15 protein-coding genes and 2 tRNA genes are annotated in these 20,395 nt (G+C 42.5%); 4 read left to right on the top strand and 13 right to left on the bottom strand.

From position 1 onward, the window contains the following. The 3 genes from BTV98_RS03035 to BTV98_RS03025 form a co-directional block, all read right to left on the bottom strand. A complete protein-coding gene (locus BTV98_RS03035) occupies window positions 1-1,602 on the bottom strand; it encodes a 3-deoxy-D-manno-octulosonic acid transferase (protein ID WP_227511761.1) in 1,602 nt (533 codons plus the stop codon). A 199-nt stretch (window positions 1,603-1,801) separates the two neighbouring features. Next, window positions 1,802-3,139 carry a tetratricopeptide repeat protein gene (locus BTV98_RS13745; RefSeq protein ID WP_058369120.1) on the bottom strand — a complete coding sequence of 446 codons (1,338 nt, stop codon included), beginning with the start codon at window positions 3,137-3,139 and terminating at the stop codon, window positions 1,802-1,804. 78 nt (window positions 3,140-3,217) lie between these two features. Beyond that, window positions 3,218-4,858, bottom strand: a complete 1,641-nt coding sequence (locus tag BTV98_RS03025; protein WP_058369121.1) for a cardiolipin synthase — start codon at window positions 4,856-4,858, stop codon at window positions 3,218-3,220. A 320-nt stretch (window positions 4,859-5,178) separates the two neighbouring features. Between BTV98_RS03025 and BTV98_RS03020 the strand changes: the two genes are divergently transcribed. The 4 genes from BTV98_RS03020 (at window position 5,179) to BTV98_RS03005 (ending at window position 7,887) form a co-directional block, all read left to right on the top strand. Beyond that, a tRNA-Val gene (locus BTV98_RS03020) sits at window positions 5,179-5,254 on the top strand. Between the two features lie 36 nt (window positions 5,255-5,290). Then, window positions 5,291-5,367, top strand: a tRNA-Asp gene (locus BTV98_RS03015). Between the two features lie 217 nt (window positions 5,368-5,584). Then, window positions 5,585-6,193, top strand: coding sequence for a DedA family protein (locus BTV98_RS03010; protein WP_075102866.1), 609 nt, complete (start codon window positions 5,585-5,587; stop codon window positions 6,191-6,193). A 386-nt stretch (window positions 6,194-6,579) separates the two neighbouring features. Beyond that, window positions 6,580-7,887, top strand: coding sequence for a lytic murein transglycosylase (locus BTV98_RS03005; RefSeq protein ID WP_075102865.1), 1,308 nt, complete (start codon window positions 6,580-6,582; stop codon window positions 7,885-7,887). A 400-nt stretch (window positions 7,888-8,287) separates the two neighbouring features. On the opposite strand, the gene BTV98_RS03000 is transcribed toward BTV98_RS03005, so the two are convergent. The 10 genes from BTV98_RS03000 to BTV98_RS02960 all read right to left on the bottom strand — a co-directional run bounded on the left by BTV98_RS03000 (window position 8,288) and on the right by BTV98_RS02960 (window position 20,339). Next, on the bottom strand, window positions 8,288-9,352 hold the full coding sequence (locus tag BTV98_RS03000) for a DUF6708 domain-containing protein (RefSeq protein WP_075102864.1): 1,065 nt from the start codon (window positions 9,350-9,352) through the stop codon (window positions 8,288-8,290). 16 nt (window positions 9,353-9,368) lie between these two features. Next, window positions 9,369-10,049, bottom strand: a complete 681-nt coding sequence (locus BTV98_RS02995) for a hypothetical protein (protein ID WP_075102863.1) — start codon at window positions 10,047-10,049, stop codon at window positions 9,369-9,371. A 60-nt stretch (window positions 10,050-10,109) separates the two neighbouring features. Beyond that, window positions 10,110-10,778: a hypothetical protein gene (locus BTV98_RS02990; RefSeq protein WP_143505600.1), complete on the bottom strand. Its 669-nt coding sequence runs from the start codon at window positions 10,776-10,778 to the stop codon at window positions 10,110-10,112. A 142-nt stretch (window positions 10,779-10,920) separates the two neighbouring features. After that, a complete protein-coding gene (locus BTV98_RS13505; protein ID WP_143505598.1) occupies window positions 10,921-11,175 on the bottom strand; it encodes a hypothetical protein in 255 nt (84 codons plus the stop codon). Between the two features lie 17 nt (window positions 11,176-11,192). After that, entirely contained in the window at window positions 11,193-11,780 is a 588-nt protein-coding gene (locus BTV98_RS02985) for a hypothetical protein (protein ID WP_075102861.1), read from the bottom strand. A gap of 30 nt (window positions 11,781-11,810) precedes the next feature. Beyond that, the gene (locus BTV98_RS02980; RefSeq protein WP_075102860.1) at window positions 11,811-12,251 is read right to left on the bottom strand and encodes a hypothetical protein; all 441 of its coding nucleotides are present in this window, start codon (window positions 12,249-12,251) and stop codon (window positions 11,811-11,813) included. 16 nt (window positions 12,252-12,267) lie between these two features. After that, on the bottom strand, window positions 12,268-13,335 hold the full coding sequence (locus BTV98_RS02975; protein ID WP_075102859.1) for a hypothetical protein: 1,068 nt from the start codon (window positions 13,333-13,335) through the stop codon (window positions 12,268-12,270). Window positions 13,336-13,348: 13 nt separating this feature from the next. Then, window positions 13,349-16,735 carry a toxin VasX gene (locus tag BTV98_RS02970; RefSeq protein ID WP_075102858.1) on the bottom strand — a complete coding sequence of 1,129 codons (3,387 nt, stop codon included), beginning with the start codon at window positions 16,733-16,735 and terminating at the stop codon, window positions 13,349-13,351. Beyond that, complete coding sequence (locus tag BTV98_RS02965) at window positions 16,732-17,604, bottom strand: hypothetical protein (protein ID WP_058368755.1); 873 nt, start codon at window positions 17,602-17,604, stop codon at window positions 16,732-16,734. The genes BTV98_RS02970 and BTV98_RS02965 overlap by 4 nt, the downstream gene beginning before the upstream one ends. Before the next feature lie 2 nt (window positions 17,605-17,606). Next, a complete protein-coding gene (locus tag BTV98_RS02960; RefSeq protein ID WP_075102857.1) occupies window positions 17,607-20,339 on the bottom strand; it encodes a contractile injection system protein, VgrG/Pvc8 family in 2,733 nt (910 codons plus the stop codon). Between the last annotated feature and the right edge of the window lie 56 nt (window positions 20,340-20,395).

Here is a 20,395-nt window from a genome sequence, read left to right as displayed (position 1 = left end):
TTAGAGATATGGCTGGTCGGCCTGAGGATACACGCTAGAAAACTTTTCAATTGTCTCTTCTATCATCGCTAGCTGACGGGGTAATACTGCCTGCTCCTGAATGGTCATCTGCTTACCTGCCTGTCCCGCTCGTTTGGCAGTCTCTAAATGACCCAGCCAAAACTGTAGCTGTTGATATATCATCTCATCATCGCTTTTAGAGTCGTTTATTAGATGCTCGTCACTGTCGATTGCTTGATAAAAATGATTGTTTGGTTGATATAAAGCACCAGCGCTTGCCAGCTTATCTACGACGCTTTGACATGATTGAGTATACTGCCCCATAAGTACTGGCGTGCCCACACTCATAGGCTCCACAGGATTATGGCCGCCGATGTCAACGATAGAACCACCAACAAGCGCTACATCTGCTTGTGCATACCATCGCATCAGCTCACCCATACTATCAGCCAGATAAACCTGCGTTTTTGTAGTGATGTCTTCGTCCTGACTACGCCTTGCCATTTGCAAACCTGTTTCGCTAATGAGCTCTGCCACCTCATCAAAGCGCTCAGGATGTCTGGGTACGATGATAAGTAGGGTCGTAGACAGCTCCGCTATATCTAATAGCTGCTGGTGCAGCGCTAACGCCATACTTTCTTCACCGCTATGAGTGCTCGCCGCTATCCAAACTGGACGGTCTATAAACTGCAAATCAGACAGATTCGACAGTTTATTATTAGCACCATCTTCTTCGACCTTATCAGTTGCTAGTCTGGAATCAGTGACGTTTTTGGAATTGGTAGTTTTAGGCGTGTTGATGACCCATTTAAGTGAGCCTGCAACGCGTATCTGCGCACTATCTGCTCCCAACTGCCGGAAGCGTTTAGCAGAGTCACTATCTTGCGCGATGATTAAACTGAGGTTTTGCATCATGCTAGCACTTACGGCACTTATTTTTTGATAGCGGGTAAAAGATGCTGCCGATAGTCGCCCATTTACCAGAATGCTAGGAATGTCTTTTTGCGATAAAGTGGCTAAAATGTTTGCCCACAATTCAGTTTCGACAAACAACGCAGCGACAGGCTGTACATGCGCCAAAAATGTCTCGATAACGGCGGGCGTATCTACTGGTACATAGCTGTGACTCATCCGACCTTGAGCAATCTCCTCCGCGAAACGACTGGCACCGCGCGCGTGACCCGTCTGTGTGGTGTTGGTTAGCCATATATTATAGCCTTGTGCCAATAGAGCGTCGAGCAAGGGCGCGACTGTATTGGTCTCCCCTAGCGAGACGGCATGACACCAAATTGTTTTATCATTACGAGTATCGCTCGTTACCGGACGCGGTGGATACTGCTTGCCAAAGCGCTGCGCAACTTCTTGTTGATAATTGTCACGACTGCGCGAACGACGCCAAACCTGCATGCGATACAATGGCTTTAGTAGCGTGATAGCAAGCTGATAATACCAAGGTGGCATACGAGTAGTGCGTTTGATTGGCGCAGCACTACTTAACGCATAGTTATCTAGCGTATGATTGTCCAGCGTATCGTTATCAAAATCTTTTTGAGCTGCTGATGGCTCAGACTCAGTAGAAGGCGGTACAGAAGGTGATGGCATGGAAAAGCCCAGTTTTGTGATAGATAAAATGACAAGTTAGACAGTCAACCGTTGATAAATTCTACCGTAAATCATAAAAAAGCCATACAACTTAGTGACTAAGTGCGCAGAAAATCGTATGGTCTACTAATTATTGTCTCATGACATCGTTAAATAGCCAGTCTAAAACCTTACAACACGATCAGTGAGTGCTTGATTATTATACAAATACAATGAGCAATATTGCACCAAGTACCACTACTCCTAGCAATACTTGATAACGCTTAATACTATGCTGCTCTTGTTTTTGCGATGTGATTAATGTTTGAGCTTGTTGCCACTTAGCCACCAGATCTGCTGCTTCTTTATGGCCATTTTTAGCCGCTTCCTCTAACCAATACTGACCGCTACTCACCTCTTGCGGCACGCCGATACCTTGATAGTACATTTTACTAAGTAAACGCTGAGCACGGACATCTTTCTTGTTTGCCGCTTGTTTGACCCAGTCTGTCCCTACTACTTTACTGGCTTCTGCATCGGCTATTTGCCCCTCATTGAGTAACTCGTACATAGCCAATCGTAGCATCGCAGTTGTATTACCAGATTCAGCAGAATTTTGCAGTCGTGTTAAGGCTTGCTGCCGTGCTACCTGATGCCGCTTTGAAAACTTTACTTGGTCACGCGGCTTATTTTGCCGATCAATATGACGCTCGAATTGATCCAGTATTTTGCACGCTTGCAAATAGTCATCGTGGCCCGTAGCTTGTGGCACTTCGATCTTATCTAACTCTATAAGCAACTGAGTAAATATTTCAGGCGTTTTGGCTTGTGCTAGAGGCTTAACCTCTTGAGCTTTGTGTTGATGATGCTCAGAGGTTTTGTCTTTAAGAGTCGCTACTTGTCCAATATCTAACGGTTTAGAATAGCGCTCTAAGGGCGCCTTATCTAGCGTCTTGCTAGCGATATTATTGGCTTGTGGTAAACGCGCGTTTACCGCTTGATAAAGTCCGCTAGCAATTTGCCCACCTTGTACCGCCTGAAACTGCCGATCAATATGACCAAACAAACGTAGCCCTATCGGCTCCAATGCAAAGAATATATTAGCGTTATTATCAGAATGGTCTTCGTACACCACAGCCATGGATTGATAAAAATCATCTGCAATCAACGGTAGCGTGTCAAAACGCTTTTTTAGCTCAAACTGTCCATACCAATGTGGTTCGCTTTGCCACTGGTGCGCCAGCACTCGCCCTGCATAAAATGCCATAAACAGTAATAAGTTGCGATAACGCTCATCAGTCAGCAGTGCAACCTCATTTAAGCCTTCAGATTGATCTTTTGTCTTTGAAAGATCGCGGCGTATCTGTAAAATCAGCGTATCTACTCGCTGTAAGCTGGCGAGCGATTCATCCAATTGACACTCATGCAACTGCTCCTCATAAGCGATACCACCTGCAATAGGACGATCTGCTATAAAATCTTGCCAGTAGCCTTCTGCCATATGATCAAGTGACGTTTTAGGGATCTTAGCTAAAGTAGCATCTGACGTAGCAAGCATGGAGTAGGCATATCCTTTTAATAAAAATCACAAATGGCATTACTAGATTAAGTATCAGTTATACAAAGATAATAGCGGCTACAATAGAGGACTAAACAGACGTACTACATTGTCAAATAAACGCTCGGAACCGCGGCGCTGCTGCCACTCTTTTAGACTTAAAAATCGGCAGCTTTGCAAATAAGTATCTTGGCAGTCAGCGACTTGAGCAACCATCTCAGGTGTATAAATAGCCAAACTGACCTCCATATTTAAATAAAAGCTACGCATATCGATGTTCACTGTACCAAACAGACAATAATCATCATCGATGACTACCGTCTTGGCATGTAATAGTCCACCTTGGAATAATGCAATCTTTACGCCAGCTTCAAGCAGCTCTTGATAATACGCTTGTGACGCATGCTGCACTAAAAACGAATCTACCTTTTCTGGGATAATCAAGGTCACATCGACACCGCGCTTTGCTGCTGTTTCTAATGCTCCTGACAGCGCTTCATCTGGTACAAAGTAAGGCGTCGTAATTTGAATACGCTTATTGGCGCGGTGAATAATAGTCACTAAGGTATTGTAAATAACATGAGCGGTCACTTGCGGCGCTGAAGGAATAAGCTGCGCGACGACATCATCAACCACAGGCATTTGCGGTATCGCAATCGACTTCGACCCTGGTACGGTAGGTATATAATTATCCAAATCATCAACGAGCACCTGTATGCGGCTGTTAATATCGTTGATGGTTGGGTTTAATACATACAACTTACGAGTATAGCTATTTACCCGCTTATCTAGCGCATCTAGATTGTCATTATTTTCAGCGCCGATATCAGTAATGACAACTTTGGCCATGGCCGTAGCTATGCTAATTGGCTGCTGACTAACGCTGCGCATCATCACATCAACCCACTGCCCAACGCCTTTGTCTTGTTTAAAAAACTTGGGATCCACCAAATTAAAACTACCGGTATAACCGATATACTCGTCGATCACCACAATCTTACGATGATTGCGCAAATCAGAGCGTTTAAATAATGTCTTAAACAACCCTACTGGTAGCGACTGGTGTACAAACACGCCTGCCCGCTCCAATGATCGATGCTCAGAGCTATTAAAAAAGCTGAAACTACCGACACTGTCTATTAATATATGACACTCTACTCCGCGTTTGGCGGCAGCAGCTAGAGACTCTAGCACCTCTAAGACTTGGCCTTTGGGATAAATAATATAAAACTCTATGAGAATGGTACGCTTAGCATTATCGATATCACTAATAAGGTGATTGAAAAACGCTCTAGATGAAGTTAGCAGTTGCATCCGATGACCAGCGAACACGCCAAATCCTGTCCAGCGTGTACCGATACGACTCACGCCCCGATAGTTAATCGGCAACAAATCTTGTCCTTGATCGAACACCATCCGCTCACGTGCTGCCATGTCGTTCATTAGCAAACTTGCTTGATCCACACGCTGGCGATAACGACGACCAATCATCGGTTCGCCGACCAGAACATAGGCTATAAACCCAAACACTGGTAGCATGTATAGAACGGCTATCCATGCAATAGCCACTCCAATATTGCGCTGTACCGAAACAACACGCAACGTCATAACCACCATTAGTATGATGTGTAACAACAGTCCTAAACCTGCAAAGTTACCCCAAGACCACGATGCAAGGTGCTGCTCAGTCGCTAAAGATTCTATAACCGCCTCCCTCACTCTACACAGAACAGAATATGAATATAAAGTATTAATAACTACTCTCTATGGCTTAGTAGTATAGTAGTTTTTTATTATCAAACAATGGATAACGATAACAAGCCACTTTTAATACGAGCAATTTAATAAATCATCTTCATGTTGTACTATGATAAAAACCTTTGCTTAACATATATTTATTCAAGGTGTTTTAATCACTTATTATTATAAACTGCTGCTACCAGAGCTCATGATTACAATCTATTTTGAATTATTTGAAATTTTTATAAAATACTATTTGACAGGCAGATGTAAATCTATATAATACACACCCACAGAGCGGGTGATTAGCTCAGTTGGTAGAGCGTCTGCCTTACACGCAGAATGTCGGCGGTTCGAATCCGTCATCACCCACCACTTACTAGCTTGTGGTAAAAAAGCTAAACGACCTAAGCAGCGGTAGTTCAGTTGGTTAGAATACCGGCCTGTCACGCCGGGGGTCGCGGGTTCGAGTCCCGTCCGCTGCGCCATATTTTGTAAACAGCTAAAACAAATTTAGACTATTAAGTTTAAGCAAGTTTCGCCTCAAGTATTAGTTTACTTGAGGTTTTTTTGTGTCTGGATTTCATTACGCTATATATATTTACATAACATACCTTAATTGAGATTTATAGGTAACAAAATTGGCGTACATTTATTGTTTACGCTCAAAAAGCGAACACTCACTAAAACTCAAAAGTGATTACAATGAATCAAATTAGCGAGTGGATACTGGCTATCATGGCAAAGTTTGGCTATTTTGGCATTGTATTCGCTATGTTTGCCGAAAATGTTTTTCCGCCTATACCTTCTGAAGTCATTATGCCAGCCGCAGGTTTTGCCGCATCAAAAGGTGATTTAAATCTTATAATAGTCATACTGGCTGGTACGCTTGGCGCGACGCTAGGTGCCCTACCTTTATATTATCTAGGAAGCCTATTTGATAAAGAACGACTGATGACGTTCGCAGAGAAATATGGCAAATACGTTTTTGTAAAGCCTGATGATATCTCTGCTACCAATGACTGGTTTGATAAACACGGTAAAAAAGCAGTTTTTTTTGGAAGAATGGTACCTGGTATTCGCTCATTTATCTCAATCCCTGCTGGGATGAATAAAATGTCACTTTTACCTTTTTTAACCTTAACGGCATTAGGCTCTAGTATCTGGACGACCATATTGACGCTTGCAGGTTATTATCTTGGCGAAAACTATCAAGTGGTTGAAACGACGCTAGCACCTTACTCCAAAATTCTTGGTGGATTGGTCGTGGTTATTATCATTGGTTGGTTTATTAAGCAACGATCTTCTGATTAGCTTCTTTAAACCCTATTAAATATAACCATTCGCTTATTAAATAACTAATTTTTGTTCTTCTTCTAAAGATATTACTGTTTAATACTGACTACGCTTCGAGACTTTGTCGTATTCGTTCCATCACGCTAGTATTCTTAAAAGCTCCCCTGTATCTCCACACTCAAAACAACACCCGCCAAACAGTATCTCCCTTCTAATTATCTATTTTAAAACCAATAATAACCGTATTTATACCATCGACTTTATCCCTGTTTATTGCTACAGTAATTTTTCGTTGTTGGCTCATAACAGCTCTTAGCACCGATACTTTATGACCTCAAACTTGTTTTAAATTTGACCTATTTTTCTACTACTGTTTTAGTACTTACTGATATTCGAGACCTTTTATGATGTTAAACAAGCAATATGCGATCCTACTGCCTATACTACTAGCAGCTGGTTGTGCCACTCAACCAACAACGCAGCAACCAACTAAGCCTGTGCGCCAAGGCAGTGTTCAGGTGACCCAGACCCAAACCATCAAAGTAAAGCCTGCTCCTGTCATCGTTCAACAACAGACGGTCATCACCCCTAAGCCTAGCTACCGCAGTTTTGCAGAGTGGAAGTCGGACTTCTCTATGCGTGCTATGTCTGCCGGATACAGCTCCTCAGATGTACAACGTTTGCTCAGCTCAGCCTACCTAAACGAGCAAGTTATTTCACTCGATTCAGGTCAGCCTGAGTTTTCTAAAATGCCATGGGAGTATGCAGACTCTGCGGCGTCCGATGCGCGAATCGCAACTGGTAAACGTAAATTTACAGAGCAGCGTTCGTATCTATCAAGTTTAGAATCGCAATATGGTGTCAATGCAGAGATCATTGCCGCAATTTGGGGTATGGAATCATCTTTTGGTGCGGTCACTGGCAATAGCTACCTACCAAGTGCACTTGCAAGCCTTGCCTATGATGGACGCCGTCAAGAGTTCGCTGAGACTCAATTATTGTCACTCATGCAGCTATTACAACGTGGCGATGTATCTTGGTCTCAGCTTGAAGGCTCTTGGGCAGGTGGTATGGGACAGACGCAGTTCATCCCTGATACTTGGGTAAAACATGGTGTCGATGGCGATAGTAATGGTCATCGCAATCCGTGGTCAACAGCTGACGCGCTGGCATCAACTGCCAACTACCTGAGTAACTCAGGCTGGATACGCGGTCTAGCGCCATTTTACGAAGTCACCTTGCCAGCATCTTTTGATTACTCTACGGTCAGCACCAAGCAGCCTGCTGCTAGATGGGCCGCTCTTGGTCTCGATACCATTGATGATGTAAGTTTAGATGCCAATACGCAGATGGAGCTTTGGCTACCTGCTGGCAAAGATGGTCCAGCTCTGCTGCTTAGCCCTAACTTCGATGTGATAAAAGTCTATAATAATTCATCAAACTATGCATTGGGTGTCAGCTTATTAGGTAATGCAATCGTTGGAAAAAGTGGCCTACGTAAATCATGGCCGCGTTATGAGCGTCCACTATCGACCTCACAAGTGACCCGTTTACAACAGCGCTTAACCAGTGCAGGCTATGATACCAAAGGCGCTGATGGAATTATTGGCACCAATACTCGTAAGGCATTTCAAAGCTGGCAGGCTAACAATGGACAAACGCCAGACGGTTTTATCAGTCAAAGTAGCGCCTCGTCGTTGACTAGCTGGTGAGGCCATCTTAAATTAACTATTAGTAATATATGGCTCGATATAGTCGACCTATTAATAAAATAAAGGGAGTGACGGTATTAGATACTGTCGCTCCTTTTTTAATACTTAATTCATATATATTTGACCACATATCCTACGCTAGGATTTTTAGACTCAACATATAATTAGTCACCCTTGTAACGAAACAGGAAAACTAAATTAGAGGTACAGCTTGTAATCAAAACATAGTCTAAAATTGTGACTTCGTTAGCTATTATAAGTTACCACTACATACCGACAATGATGGGATGGGTGATGTCGCCCACAATGAAATCGATAAGTACGTGCTGTCCATGACGCTTTGTTCAGCGCTGTCATTAATCTGCCAATGGTATTTGGGTCAATACATTCCAGTTTTCATTTAAGCAATCACCAGCATGACAAATAATATAGACCCAATAAACCATGTCGCATTAATAGCAATTCCTGAATACCATTTCAGCTTTACCGTTTGGTTCTCATTATCAAAAGCCGCTTGGCGCTCTGCTGTGACAGGTAAGATATTATATGGGTTGTTTTCTCCATCCCACATGAGTCTACGTTGTACCTCAGGATGCAAAGCAGGATTGGCACTGGATTGATAAATATTGCCCTCTGCTAGGTCTAAGTAGCTAACCGTACAGGCTCGTAGCCAGCCCATGATAGTGACTTCATGGCGTAGTCCTGTTAAGCCTTTGTTTTTCTTCTCTTGGGCAATATCAGCACAGGCAAGGAGCGAAGTACTGATATCGGTGGGACAGGCGTGGGCATATCTCGGATCAAGCGGTAGCTCATCTGCTGGACGTTCCATATAGGTGCGAATAAACGTCCACTGATCATAAGGGTTGAGTTGCATGTCTTCTAGGTTGATATTTTGAATGGTTTGGTTTGTGTTAGGATCAATTACATGTAGATTTAAAGCCTTAAATTCGACGCCCTTATTGTGTCTGACTGAGGCAACAATGTCTTTGTAATTAATCAGATGAAAAATAGGCTCTTGTTTGCGATTGTGCTCATAGTAGGCAATTTGTTGGGTCTGTTTTAGTAATATGAGTTTGTTGGAATAAGACTTTTTGTTTTTAAGTTGTTTCAAAACTAAGTATGACGCATAACCAAAAACTATTAAAAATAAAATAAGCATACCAATGGGAAATAAAGACAATAATTCAAACTCTTCAATAATCAAATAACTAAATGATACTACTAAGAATATGAATAGACCTTGCCCAAACAACCAACTAAAGGCGTAAGCCATTAAAAAGCCAACCAATTGATACGAGTTAATAATTGGATGAAACAGTAGATAATCTGGGTTGACTTCATGCACATCACGGCTAAGTTTTTCTATGCTAGGTATTTTCTCTCGATAAGCAGGTATAGTTTCTTCATAAGGTTTACTTAATAGCTTTCCGATAGGATGAGTATTGTTTGGAGGATTATAAATCATTATTTTCTCGCAACCTTTAATACTTGTCGTTATCTAAATAGCCAACGTCTTTTAAAGGATATGACGGATTGCGGCTAGTATCAGGCGTATAAGTCACAATCACTTTTGCATTATTAATACTACGAGGTTCAAACTTTAATAGCTGAGTATTAATAATATACTGATCGTCTGACTCTCCTTTAGTCACTACAGGCCTTAACTGCTCAATAGCTGATGATGCGATACTACTAGCAGAGGGTTTGCCACTGGCAGAGTGATAGAATGTTGCTTTATATAGGCTTTGTTCTCTACCAGCTTTATCAGCGACTACTTCTATTGTTAATTGACTGGCTTTATCCCAATTGCCAATAACAACCTTACTTTCAAATAAGGTAAGGTGCTCGCGCCTACTACCAAAGACTGGCGGTAGCCTTATCCCACTGTTTGAGTCTGTTTTATGCTCTATAGGCACATTACCTTGAAAGGTTTGTAAACGATTATTGGCTAAAAATAAGGTAGAGGCGGTGATAAAACCACTAATATCTTCTGCTAAGCTATTAAAAGCAGGTTTTTCTTGGAATGGATTTATCAGATAGTAGTCTGGTGTTCGCATGGCTTTATTACCAAACACGCTATTGTCTAGCCAGTATTCTATTAATACGTTTTGTTTATCATCAAACTTATAGGCTAGACGTTGAAAAGTATAACTTAAGGTCATGCCAACAAACAGAATTGCTAATAGTGGCAGCGCAGGTAGTGCAGCGGCAGGCGATGCTATCTAAGCAATCACCAGCATCACATATAGTATCGATCCAATAAACCATGTTGCATTGACCGCAATACCTGAATACCATTTTAGCTTTACCGTTTGGTTCTCATTATTAAAAGCGGCTTGGCGCTCGGGTGTAACGGGCAAAATATTGTACGGATTATTTTGCCCGTTCCATGTGAGTTTGTTCTGTACCTCAGGATGCAAAGCAGGATTAGCACTGGATTGATAAATATTGCCCTCTGCTAGGTCTAAGTAGCTGACCGTACAGGCTCGCAACCAACCCATGATAGTGACTTCATGGCGTAGTCCTGTTAAACCTTTATTCTTTTTTTCTTGAGCGATATCAGCACAGGCAAGGAGCGAGGTACTGATATCGGTGGGACAGGCATGGGCATATCTCGGATCAAGTGGCAGCTCATCTGCTGGACGTTCCATATAGGTGCGAATGAATGCCCATTGATCGTAGGGATTGATTCGCATTTCTTCAAAGCTAATAGAGTGTATCAACCCCCCCCCTGTTGACTCATCGATAACGTGTAAATTCAGAACTTCATAGACTAAGCCTTCACTACGTCTAACTGAGGCTGTGATGTCTTTATAATTGATTAGGTGAAAGATAGGTGCTTGCTTGCGATTGTGTTCGTAGTAGGCAAGCTGTTGCGTTTGCTTTAGCAATAAGACTTTTTTATATCGAGATTTTCTACTTTTAAGCTGTCTTAATATTAGGAAAAGAGCGAAACCAATTAATGTTAAAAAAAGAATGATCATACCAATTGGAAATAATACTATTAGTTCAAACCCTTCAATCACAAAATATTTAACTATTGATACAATGAAAATAAAAAGAACTTTGCCCAAATAACCACGCCGCTCCATAAGATGCTAACAGAATTACTGATTGAATAGAGTTGATAGAAGGATGGAACAGCAGATAATCTGGGTTTACCTCATGAATAAGCGAACTTAATCTATCAATGCTATATTCTTTCTCTTTAAAATTAGCAATTTCACCTTGATAAGGATGTCCAATAATCTTACCGATAGAGAGTTTTTGTGGCACTGGTAGTATCATAATAGAACTCAACTTAGCTATATGCTAGCTACCACTGTCCATACAAATAAGCCAACGTTGATGAGTATGATACACATCCATCTGACATTAACCTCCCAATTTCTACCTTCAAAGGCTAGTTTGGCTTCATAAGTTATGGGCTGTATTGGATACGGGTTATCTTGACCGTCCCATGTGAGTAGCTTTTGCACGTCGGGATGTAAGATAGCGCGTTTGGTGCATTGGTAATGATTAGCCTGAAATAGATTACCTAAGGCTATTATTGAGCCTATTATAAAGACCATGATTTGACCACCGCCAGAATGATCACTAGGCAGTATGCCGTTTTTACGATAGATAATATCAGCACAAGCAAACAGTGATTTACTAGTGTCAGCTGGGTAAGCTTCGCAGAACTCAGGATTTATCGGTAAGTCATCGGCTTCATTTTCCATATAGGTACGGATAAATGCCCATTGTACGCGAGGATTGACTCGATAGTCTTCAAGCTTCAAATGATGAGTGATGTCTCCTGTGTCAGGATCGGCGACGTAGAGATTAAGCGGTGTATAAGCTCGATTGTATGGATCTTGATGCAAGTCAGGAATAACGTCTTTGTAGTCCACTATCTTAAGCTCATAGGGCTGTCTAAACTTCTAGAGTGGACGATAGTAGTAGGCTATTTTTTGTTGTTTTTTTAAAAAGTAATACTGGGTGCGAATAAAGTGCTTTCTAATGAGTTGATAGAGAAGTAAAAGAATAGGTATTCCAGCTACGAAAAGATAAAGTATCGTTCCTACAATGTTTATTAAACCCCATCCTTCAGGTCTAACGTAAACGTAAGTAATATCATCATAGATAAAATTCGATAGAAATAACGCTGATACGTAAACCCAGCCAATAACAAAATAAAACACCCAAAAGTACGCAGGTAGGAATGTTAAGTAATCAGGATTGACGTCGTGAATTTCTTTATTTAGATGTTCAATATCTTCAGTACTCTCTAATAAGCTTTTGTCTATACTGGTAGTATAGGGACGGTCAATAGGATTGTGAAGCTCACTGATATGTTTGGCGAAATCGTCGCGTAATTGCATATTATCTTAATTCTCACTAACTATTATAAGCCACCACAGCCCATACAAATAAGCCAACATTAATAAGTATGATACACACCCATCTGACATTAACTTCCCAATTGCTACCTTCAAAGGCTAATCTGGCTTCATCAGTTATAGGCTGTATCGGATACGGATTATCTTGACCGTCCCATGTGAGTAGCTTTTGCACGTCAGGATGTAGGATGGCGCGTTTGGCAGTTTGATAATTATTTCCTTGCAATAGATATCCAAGTGTAAATAGTGAGCCTATTATAAAGACCATAATTTGACCACCGCCAGAATGATCGTTTGGTAATATACCGTATTTACGAAAAACAATATCGCTACAAGCGAACAGTGATTTACTGGTATCAGCGGGATAAGCTTCGCAGAACTCAGGATTTATCGGTAAGTCTTTGGCATCACTTTCCATGTAGGTGCGAATAAATGCCCAATGTACACGCGGGTCAACACTGACATCATGTGGTTTGATATGATGCGTAATATTCCCTGTCTTAGGGTCGGCAATATATAAGTTTAGCGGCGTATAAGCAGTATTATTTTTGATGGTGTGTATTTCAGGAATGAGGTCTTTATAATCTACTATCTTTAACTCAAAAGGTTTAAAAAACTGTAGTGAAGGGCGATAGTAATAAGCGACTTTTTGCTCTTCTCTTAAGAAGTAGTATTGTATACGGTATGGATGTTTTCTTATAAGTTGATAGAGAAGTAGAATTAGAGGTGTACAGGACGGAATAAATACAAATAATGCTATAAAAATATCTAGTAATAATAGAGGTATATTAGAACTTTGTAAATTTAAAAGATCATTAGTAAAAAGAATAAGAAACATGAAAGTAGAAAAATAAACCCAGCCAATACCAAAATACCAATACCAAAAATAGCTAGGAAAAAAAGTTAAGTAGTCGGGATTAATATTAGCAATTTCTTTATTTAGGTGCTCGATATCCTCGCTATCTTTTAATAACGTTTTATCTATCTTGCTGCTATAAGGGCTTTCAAGAACTTCTTGCAACTCATTAATGTGTTTGGCAAATTGACTATGTTTGTCTTCAATCATTGATTTATCTCTATTAGCTGGTCACCGTCGTACGCAGTTGATAATATGGATTCATACTTGGGTTTAGTGAGTACAAAACTACCACTCTTAACTGTTCAATCTGACGGTTAGGATTAGCTTGTGCTCTCTCTTTAGCTTCTTGCATTTGCTGTATCTTATTGGGGTCTCGTGTGCCTTCTTTGTATGAGCCTAAATATTGCGCTTGAAAGTGACTGGTTTTAGGGATGTCTAAGGTAACTTGTAGTCCTGCTTCGGTGATCATGGCTTTGTTTTGTCGCTTAAGCGTCTCTATGCTAAAGGACTTTCTATCTAGTCCCAGCTCTTGATTGCCGATACCGATAAACTCTACGACAAGCTCACTATTATCGTTCCATTGACTTAATGTTATCTCTATTTGTCCTGATAATGTTTGTCTAAAATCAGCAGTACTTGTTGCAAACCTTGGATTAACTTGTATCTCAGTTAAAGCTAAGGAGTAAGCGTGCATATCTTGCTCAAGGCTACTCATTGCCTGTATCTTAAACGGATTATTGGGATACTCGTCATTTAGCATAGACTTATTGCCAAAGATGCCAGCATCTAACCAATAGTGAACGGGCAATATATGACCTTTGTCATAGCGGAACGCGACCCATTGAGCGATTAAGCTAACGCCCCATGCAATAGCTATGATAGCGCCCAGCCAAGGTAATGCAAAAGCACCTGCGCTTGCAAATACCAATGTGCCATAGCCAAGACCTGCTACACCTGCTGTAAGTGCTGAGCCAATTGCTATGTTTGTAGCTCTTTCACTGATACCACTTTTATTCTCCATATGTCTTTCAAGACTTGTAAGTAAACTGTACACCTCAAATCCTGCACCGACTGCCCCAAGCACACCCACGCTTAAACTAAGCCTTGCCACCCATGCATTACGCGCCGCTTTCATCTGTAGTCCCGCATTGGCAACATCTAGGCTGGCAGTCATGAGCACAAGTGTCGTACTAGCATAAGCGGTCATAAACTCAAGACCCGCCCGATCGCCTCTACGCGTCATACTGCTAAGACTGCTCTTGCCCATCCAAATACTACGCAGCTGAAACAGCCCAATACCTACTGATACTAGTGCCGCTTTACCTGCTGATTGGCGCTCAAGTTGACTATACTGACCATTTATAGGGTCAAGATCGCTGTTGAGCTGAGTGACCTGTCTAGTTATGTCTTCATTAATGGTTTGCGTGGTACGTGCGATATCTTCGCTTGCATACATAGTGACTACAGTACGAGCGTGCTCATTACCATTAGCTGATTTATCAAATATATCCAGAGCTGTTTGATTCACACCATGTGAGTTTACTAAATCTATAGCAATTGGTGTTTGGACTGAGGAGGCGCTACTGACAACTCTATTGTCGATACTGGCTGGTAGTAGCGTGGCATGGGGTTTAGCTTTATTAATAGACCGACTCAGACGCTGCTCGCTCCATTTAAGTACGGCTTTTGGACTATACTTTAGAACTCTTTGCGCCAGTTTAAACTCTGTAGCTTGATGCACAGTAGCTTGTGACCACAGATCAAGTTTGTAGAGCAGTTTATGGTTGTCTTTTATATGTGCCATGTTACTACTTAGAGTTTGTACGACTTGCGCTTTGTAGTTAGCAAGATCGTTGAGACGCTGAATATCATGAGCTATATTGGCTTTAATGTTCTGTTTTTGCTTTTCAGCTTTAAATGCCATTGCCCAGTTCGTCGCTGTACCGACAAAGTCGCTTGCTCGGGCTAGGTTTTCAAAGGTTGGTGCGTCTTGCATTCTGTTGATGTCTTCTTGATCCAGACCAATGAGTGCTTTTATTAGCCAGTTGTCCTCTATAGAAGTATCGCCTGTGATACAAGGTAGTAGCGATTGTTCAAACTCTTGCTTGGCACTCATGCCAGATGCTTGCTCAGGCTGATAGTCTGCCCATATGCTGTCAGGTATGCCGATATTACTCTCGTCAATACCGATGCCTTGAATGGCTTGGGCGATAACTTGCGCGTAACCTACATGACTGTCCTCATCATTTTTAGGGAAGTCTTCACGCATTACCCTAGCAAACTCTGGATTTGTAATGGCCTCGACAAAGGTTTGTCGTGCAGCGGCAATAGCGGCTTTGTCTTGACGGCTCTTTTTTGCCTCCTCTAGGACAGCTTGGAATTTTTCTTGATTGATATAGTTATAAATGTTTTTATTATTTTTTTGGCTGATCTCATTGCGACCTGTTATATGATAACCCATAGTACTAGGCGCTTGCGGTACAGTTGAATCGTACTCAACACTGGCTTCTAAACTTTTTCGGATATTGTCGATAATAATGGCATTGACTTGCTCTCGGATTTTACCTTTATCTTTTTGAGCATCATCAAGTTTTTTGAGTAGATAATTTCGCTTCTCTGCTGCTGCTAATACTTCGCCTACAGGATCGTGTAGAGCAACCATCATGGGTTTAATTTCTAAAGCAAGAGCTTCACCGTATTCTTCAATACTCCTCTCCATGCTTCTATAAAGCGCTGTAGCGGCTACCGTACCTCCTACTATATCATTGCCTCCACTTTGCTCTGATACATCAACTCTACTTGCAATATCTCCATCTTGAGTGAGCTGTTTGCGTTGAGAAAAACTCTTTATATATCCAACTTCACTAGTGCTCATATTAACGGTATTTTTATTGCCAGTTAAGTCATCGGCAATGAACTTTTGCATGCGTTTATTACGTAGCTCTTTGTTATCAACATATTTTTTTAATGTGGCTTTACTCAGTTTTACATGACTGACCATCAACCATGCTATATCTCCTTGAAGCAAAGTAATAAATTTACTATCCAACGTACTATGATTTTTTTCTGTACAATTAAATGGCTGTGCTCCTTCGTCAATATCATTGCTATCAGACTCATCTATATTCTGGACTTGTATCTGTCCAGACCGATTAATATCTTCTACAAAATCCTCCTCAAACAAACGTCTTTTTTCTTTTAGTGCACCATCAGACCCTGTGTAATATTCATACCAATAACAACCTTCATTATCTTCTACATAACAGTATAAATAAGAATGAGTGGGTAGGCTTGCAACCGCATTGTGACTGGATGGTATAGGGGTAATAGAATGGGAAAAGTAACGCTCGTCTCTTGGCGATATTTTATAGTCTGTTTTACTCAATACTACAGGTAAAATCGGTATGCCAACTTTTCCGCACTTATAAGAACAGCTCGTTTCTGCGATAACTGTTATTTTATCTGCAAGCACTTCTACGGACGGCTCATCGCTTTTAATTGGAATCTCATAGTTGTACTCTAATACTACAGGCTCGGATTTCTTTTTGTCTTGGTAACTTCTATGATTATTTATCAATCTATCCATAAAACTTAAGTCACTACTCATCTCCCTACTCCCTGATTTCTAGGCTGCTCTAAACTCTCAACAATATTCTTAACTGCTTGCTGCTGCGTAGTTTGACGTTGAACAATAAGTAATGCTTGGTTCATCACAGTTTTATAGGATTGAGTGTTAATCACTATTCGTTCTTTCAGTTGCCGCAATATCATATTTATCCACTCCGCTTGCCCAAGCAGCTGCCACTGCTGCTGACTGAACCGAAAAGGTAAAGGCTGGAGCTGCTCTAACTCCACTTCCGTATTAGATGGATATACTTCATTGAGTGTCGGAAACGTTAGTACGTTCATTTCATTATTCCAATCCACATAACAAATGTGAGATAAGCCCAACTTATATACTTGTAGCTTTTGTTGATCGGTCCACAGATGTGTTAATAGAGCCATGACTCTAGGATCCCAATAGCGCAAATAACGACGCTTTTTTGTCCCCATTCCATACGCCTGTCCTATCAGATATATACTATGTTTGAGCGTTTTAGTGATTGGTTGGTCAAACAACCATAGACAGACACTACGTGGATGCGGATGACCAGATATATCATAGGTGTTTTCATATAGTGCCAATGCCAGTAGCTGCTCAAGTAGCCGTTGACCTTTACTACTATCTAGTGACATCTCAATAAGTGCCAAATCATCGCTAAAGCTATGATGAATGCGTTTGATGCGCTTAAATGGCAAATCTATGCCGCAGTCCAATAAATCAAAGACGGCTGTACCGTAAGTATTTAGATCGATAAGGACCGTCAGCGTTTGATATTGATTATCAGAGACTGTTAGATATAAAGCCTTAAGTTGCTTTTGATAAGCGTCGGTCGCTTGAATATCATCGAGGAACTCTACTTTTGGTATTAGCATGCTTAGACTGCTCCACCTTTATTACCAGCACTACCAGTCTTGGCAGCACAGTCGGCAAGCTCATCTTGAGGCATGGTAATCGTTGGACCACGTCCACCCCCACTCCCCCAATCCACCTTACTCGCTTTATACCCAACTTGCTTGGGCGTAATAAACGTCACATTACCACCCGATATCTCAATACCGCTCCCTGCCGCTTTTAGCGTCAACGTATCAGGGGCGATAAACTCAATACTATCGCGGCTATGGATACGTAGCACTTGCTCGCTATCCAGACGCATCTCATCTTGATGGGCGTGCAATGTCACATCGCCGTACGCGGCGGTATGGGTCTGTGCTTTGTTTGAGTAATAGTGAATGTCGCCTGCCACCAACTGGTTCATCTGCGTTTGGCTATGATGGTGAGTACTACCTGTCGCATGACTGTGCGTGCTCTTCGTGCTGGTGTGCTGACTGTGTTGTCCACTTAATAGGGCTAGATGACGCTGGGAGTCGATCAATACATGCGGCTGTTGCCATTGTCCAGATTCATTTAAGTTGTTGTCGTTGGTGTCTTGGCTAAATTCGGCAAAGAAGGTTTGACTGTCTGCTTTATTGCCGCTTTGCTTGTTACTAGCATTGCCTTCTAGTCCAACTGGCTGATGGGTGTCAGCTAGCTGCGCGTAAGCTTGTTGATGCTGATCAGCGGTTTGCAGTTTGCCATGGCTGCTGTGACTCATATGAGCGTTTGATGCTTGGCTGGCAGTTTGACTGCTACTGATATGAATACCTGTGCTGCCTTGGACGTTGGCGGCAGCCTCAGTTTCAAGACTGATGCCTTGTCCACGCGCTTGACCTCGGGTGTGGTCGCTGTGCTGGTAGAGATGCCCTAAGCTCAAGCTGGATTGATAGCTGCTGCTATAGAGATTGATTTGCAGACTGTTTGGGTGGGCGTCAAACATGAGCTGGTTGTAGCCGTTGGTGGTGCTGTCTTTAGTCGCTTCTCCGGTGCGGCTGCTGTCAATGCTTTGGGTTTTGATGCCGTCGATGGGATGGGCATGGCTTTGGTTGATGAACCAAGCGGGACTAGTGGCGTCGATAAAGTCTGTGTCACTGGCGATGCGGTTGTGTTGGGCGTTATCGTTGCCTTGGCCGTTGTGGGTGCTGCCAATAATGATGGGATGGGTCAGGTCGCCACCGATGAAGTCAATGAGGACGTGTTGTCCGTGACGCAAAGGCTGGGTGTGTCCCATGTGATCACCGACTAAGTGGCTGGCGATGGGTATCCATTGGGCGCTGTCGTTTCTATTGTCGCTGCATTGTTCAGTGCTGTCTGTATCCTCCCAATGAAAACGGATGTGGGCGCGGTGATTGCGGTCAGTGTCTACGGCGCTGCCACTGGCGGTATCAACGATACTGGCACTCATCAGACCTGTGAGACTGGGATGCGGTGCGCCAAGCTCGCTTAACTGCTCACCAAAGGGGATATGGTGGTGATGCGGATATGGGATATAGCAGGCTGTGATTTGATGGATGTTTTCATTATCATGTGCATGGTTTGTATTGGGCTGCAAGGTTATCGGGTCAAAGGGCGCATGTCCAAGCCAGTCCACTGGTATGTGGTTGTTGATACTGTGGTGAATGGAGACTAGGCTTATTGGTTCGGTGAGATACGGGTTGCCACTGATGAAATGGGCGCTTGGTAGACTCAGATGGCGAATATTGCCGGTTAGACTGCCAAGGTTGGCATGTTGTTGGGCGTGCTGCTGATAGCGGGTGGCAAGCGCAGTTAGTCCGTCGTCATTTAGGTAGCTATGACTGTGCAGGAAGCGGCTGTGGCTGCTTGGGCTGTCTGTATCTATGGCTTGCTCGCTGGTGCTGTTGCCAGTATAGGTGCCTACTAATCGATTGTCATAGCGGGTGAGCTGGCTTTGCTGGGTGTGCTGGGCTATTTGTGGGTATATGGCAGTGATACGGTCTTGTCTATCGGCGAGACTGGCGGGGTTTTGACTAAGGATACTCTGGATATCGTTATGATCTGGACGTAAGTCGCTATGGTCGTTGGGAATGAGCACTAGGGTGTGCTTGTCCGCCTCATGACGGTAGTAGCCAGTGATGCCGTATAGAGCGAGATATTGGATTAAGTAAGCCAGATCCGTTTGGTTATATTGGACGCTGTGCTGTATATGGTAATTGCTGGCGCTACTTAAGCGCTCGTCAATCTCAACGTTTATGTTATATGGGCTAATAATATCTTTGATAAGCTCACTTAGACTTAAATGATGGTGACGGCGGTTGTGACTGCTTAAGCGTAGCTGACTAAGAGCTGGTTCACAGATGATGCGGTAGGCGGCCATACCACTGTTGCTACCTAAAGCGATGACTTCAGTGATGATACCGTGGCGAATTTGGCTCGGCAGTAGCGTATCAGCCGTATGCCAGTGAATAGCAAGACTTTGCCCTAGCCACTGCTTTATATCCATTCCTGCTTGGGGATGCAGTAAAGTCATGCTAATACGGTAGCCACAAAACAGAGCGAGCTGACGCTGTTGATAGGTCTGCGCTCGTTGATCTTGATGATAAGGGCTTGGATAAGCGTCAGGCGTTGGCATAAGCGCAGGCTTACCCCAAACGCTGTCGGGCAAAGGCAACCCCAGTAAGCTTTCAACCAAGTCAGCCTGCTGAATGAGACTGGTGGCAATATCAGGATGAGCACTACTCAGTTGCACATGCCGCTTTGTTTGAGTCCATACCATAAAGTGCCCTTCTCTCTAAGTCCAAGGTTTAAAGCTTAAAATGACAAGGTGTAAAT

Origin of the sequence: Psychrobacter sp. Cmf 22.2, assembly GCF_001921745.1 — a bacterium.
Taxonomy (GTDB): Bacteria; Pseudomonadota; Gammaproteobacteria; order Pseudomonadales; family Moraxellaceae; genus Psychrobacter.
The sequence above is the reverse complement of the archived record's forward strand: the minus strand, read 5'-3'. Positions and strand labels throughout refer to the sequence as shown.

Excerpts from the sequence above, each read along its gene's own strand:
- BTV98_RS03005 (WP_075102865.1), top strand. The coding sequence starts at position 6,580 with ATGATGTTAAACAAGCAATATGCGATCCTACTGCCTATACTACTAGCA.
- BTV98_RS02960 (WP_075102857.1), bottom strand. The coding sequence starts at position 20,339 with ATGGTATGGACTCAAACAAAGCGGCATGTGCAACTGAGTAGTGCTCAT.
- BTV98_RS02970 (WP_075102858.1), bottom strand. The coding sequence starts at position 16,735 with ATGAGTAGTGACTTAAGTTTTATGGATAGATTGATAAATAATCATAGA.
- BTV98_RS03010 (WP_075102866.1), top strand. The coding sequence starts at position 5,585 with ATGAATCAAATTAGCGAGTGGATACTGGCTATCATGGCAAAGTTTGGC.
- BTV98_RS03035 (WP_227511761.1), bottom strand. The coding sequence starts at position 1,602 with ATGCCATCACCTTCTGTACCGCCTTCTACTGAGTCTGAGCCATCAGCA.
- BTV98_RS02975 (WP_075102859.1), bottom strand. The coding sequence starts at position 13,335 with ATGATTGAAGACAAACATAGTCAATTTGCCAAACACATTAATGAGTTG.
- BTV98_RS03000 (WP_075102864.1), bottom strand. The coding sequence starts at position 9,352 with ATGATTTATAATCCTCCAAACAATACTCATCCTATCGGAAAGCTATTA.
- BTV98_RS02980 (WP_075102860.1), bottom strand. The coding sequence starts at position 12,251 with ATGCAATTACGCGACGATTTCGCCAAACATATCAGTGAGCTTCACAAT.
- BTV98_RS02965 (WP_058368755.1), bottom strand. The coding sequence starts at position 17,604 with ATGCTAATACCAAAAGTAGAGTTCCTCGATGATATTCAAGCGACCGAC.
- BTV98_RS02995 (WP_075102863.1), bottom strand. The coding sequence starts at position 10,049 with ATGACCTTAAGTTATACTTTTCAACGTCTAGCCTATAAGTTTGATGAT.
- BTV98_RS13745 (WP_058369120.1), bottom strand. The coding sequence starts at position 3,139 with ATGCTTGCTACGTCAGATGCTACTTTAGCTAAGATCCCTAAAACGTCA.
- BTV98_RS13505 (WP_143505598.1), bottom strand. The coding sequence starts at position 11,175 with ATGATACTACCAGTGCCACAAAAACTCTCTATCGGTAAGATTATTGGA.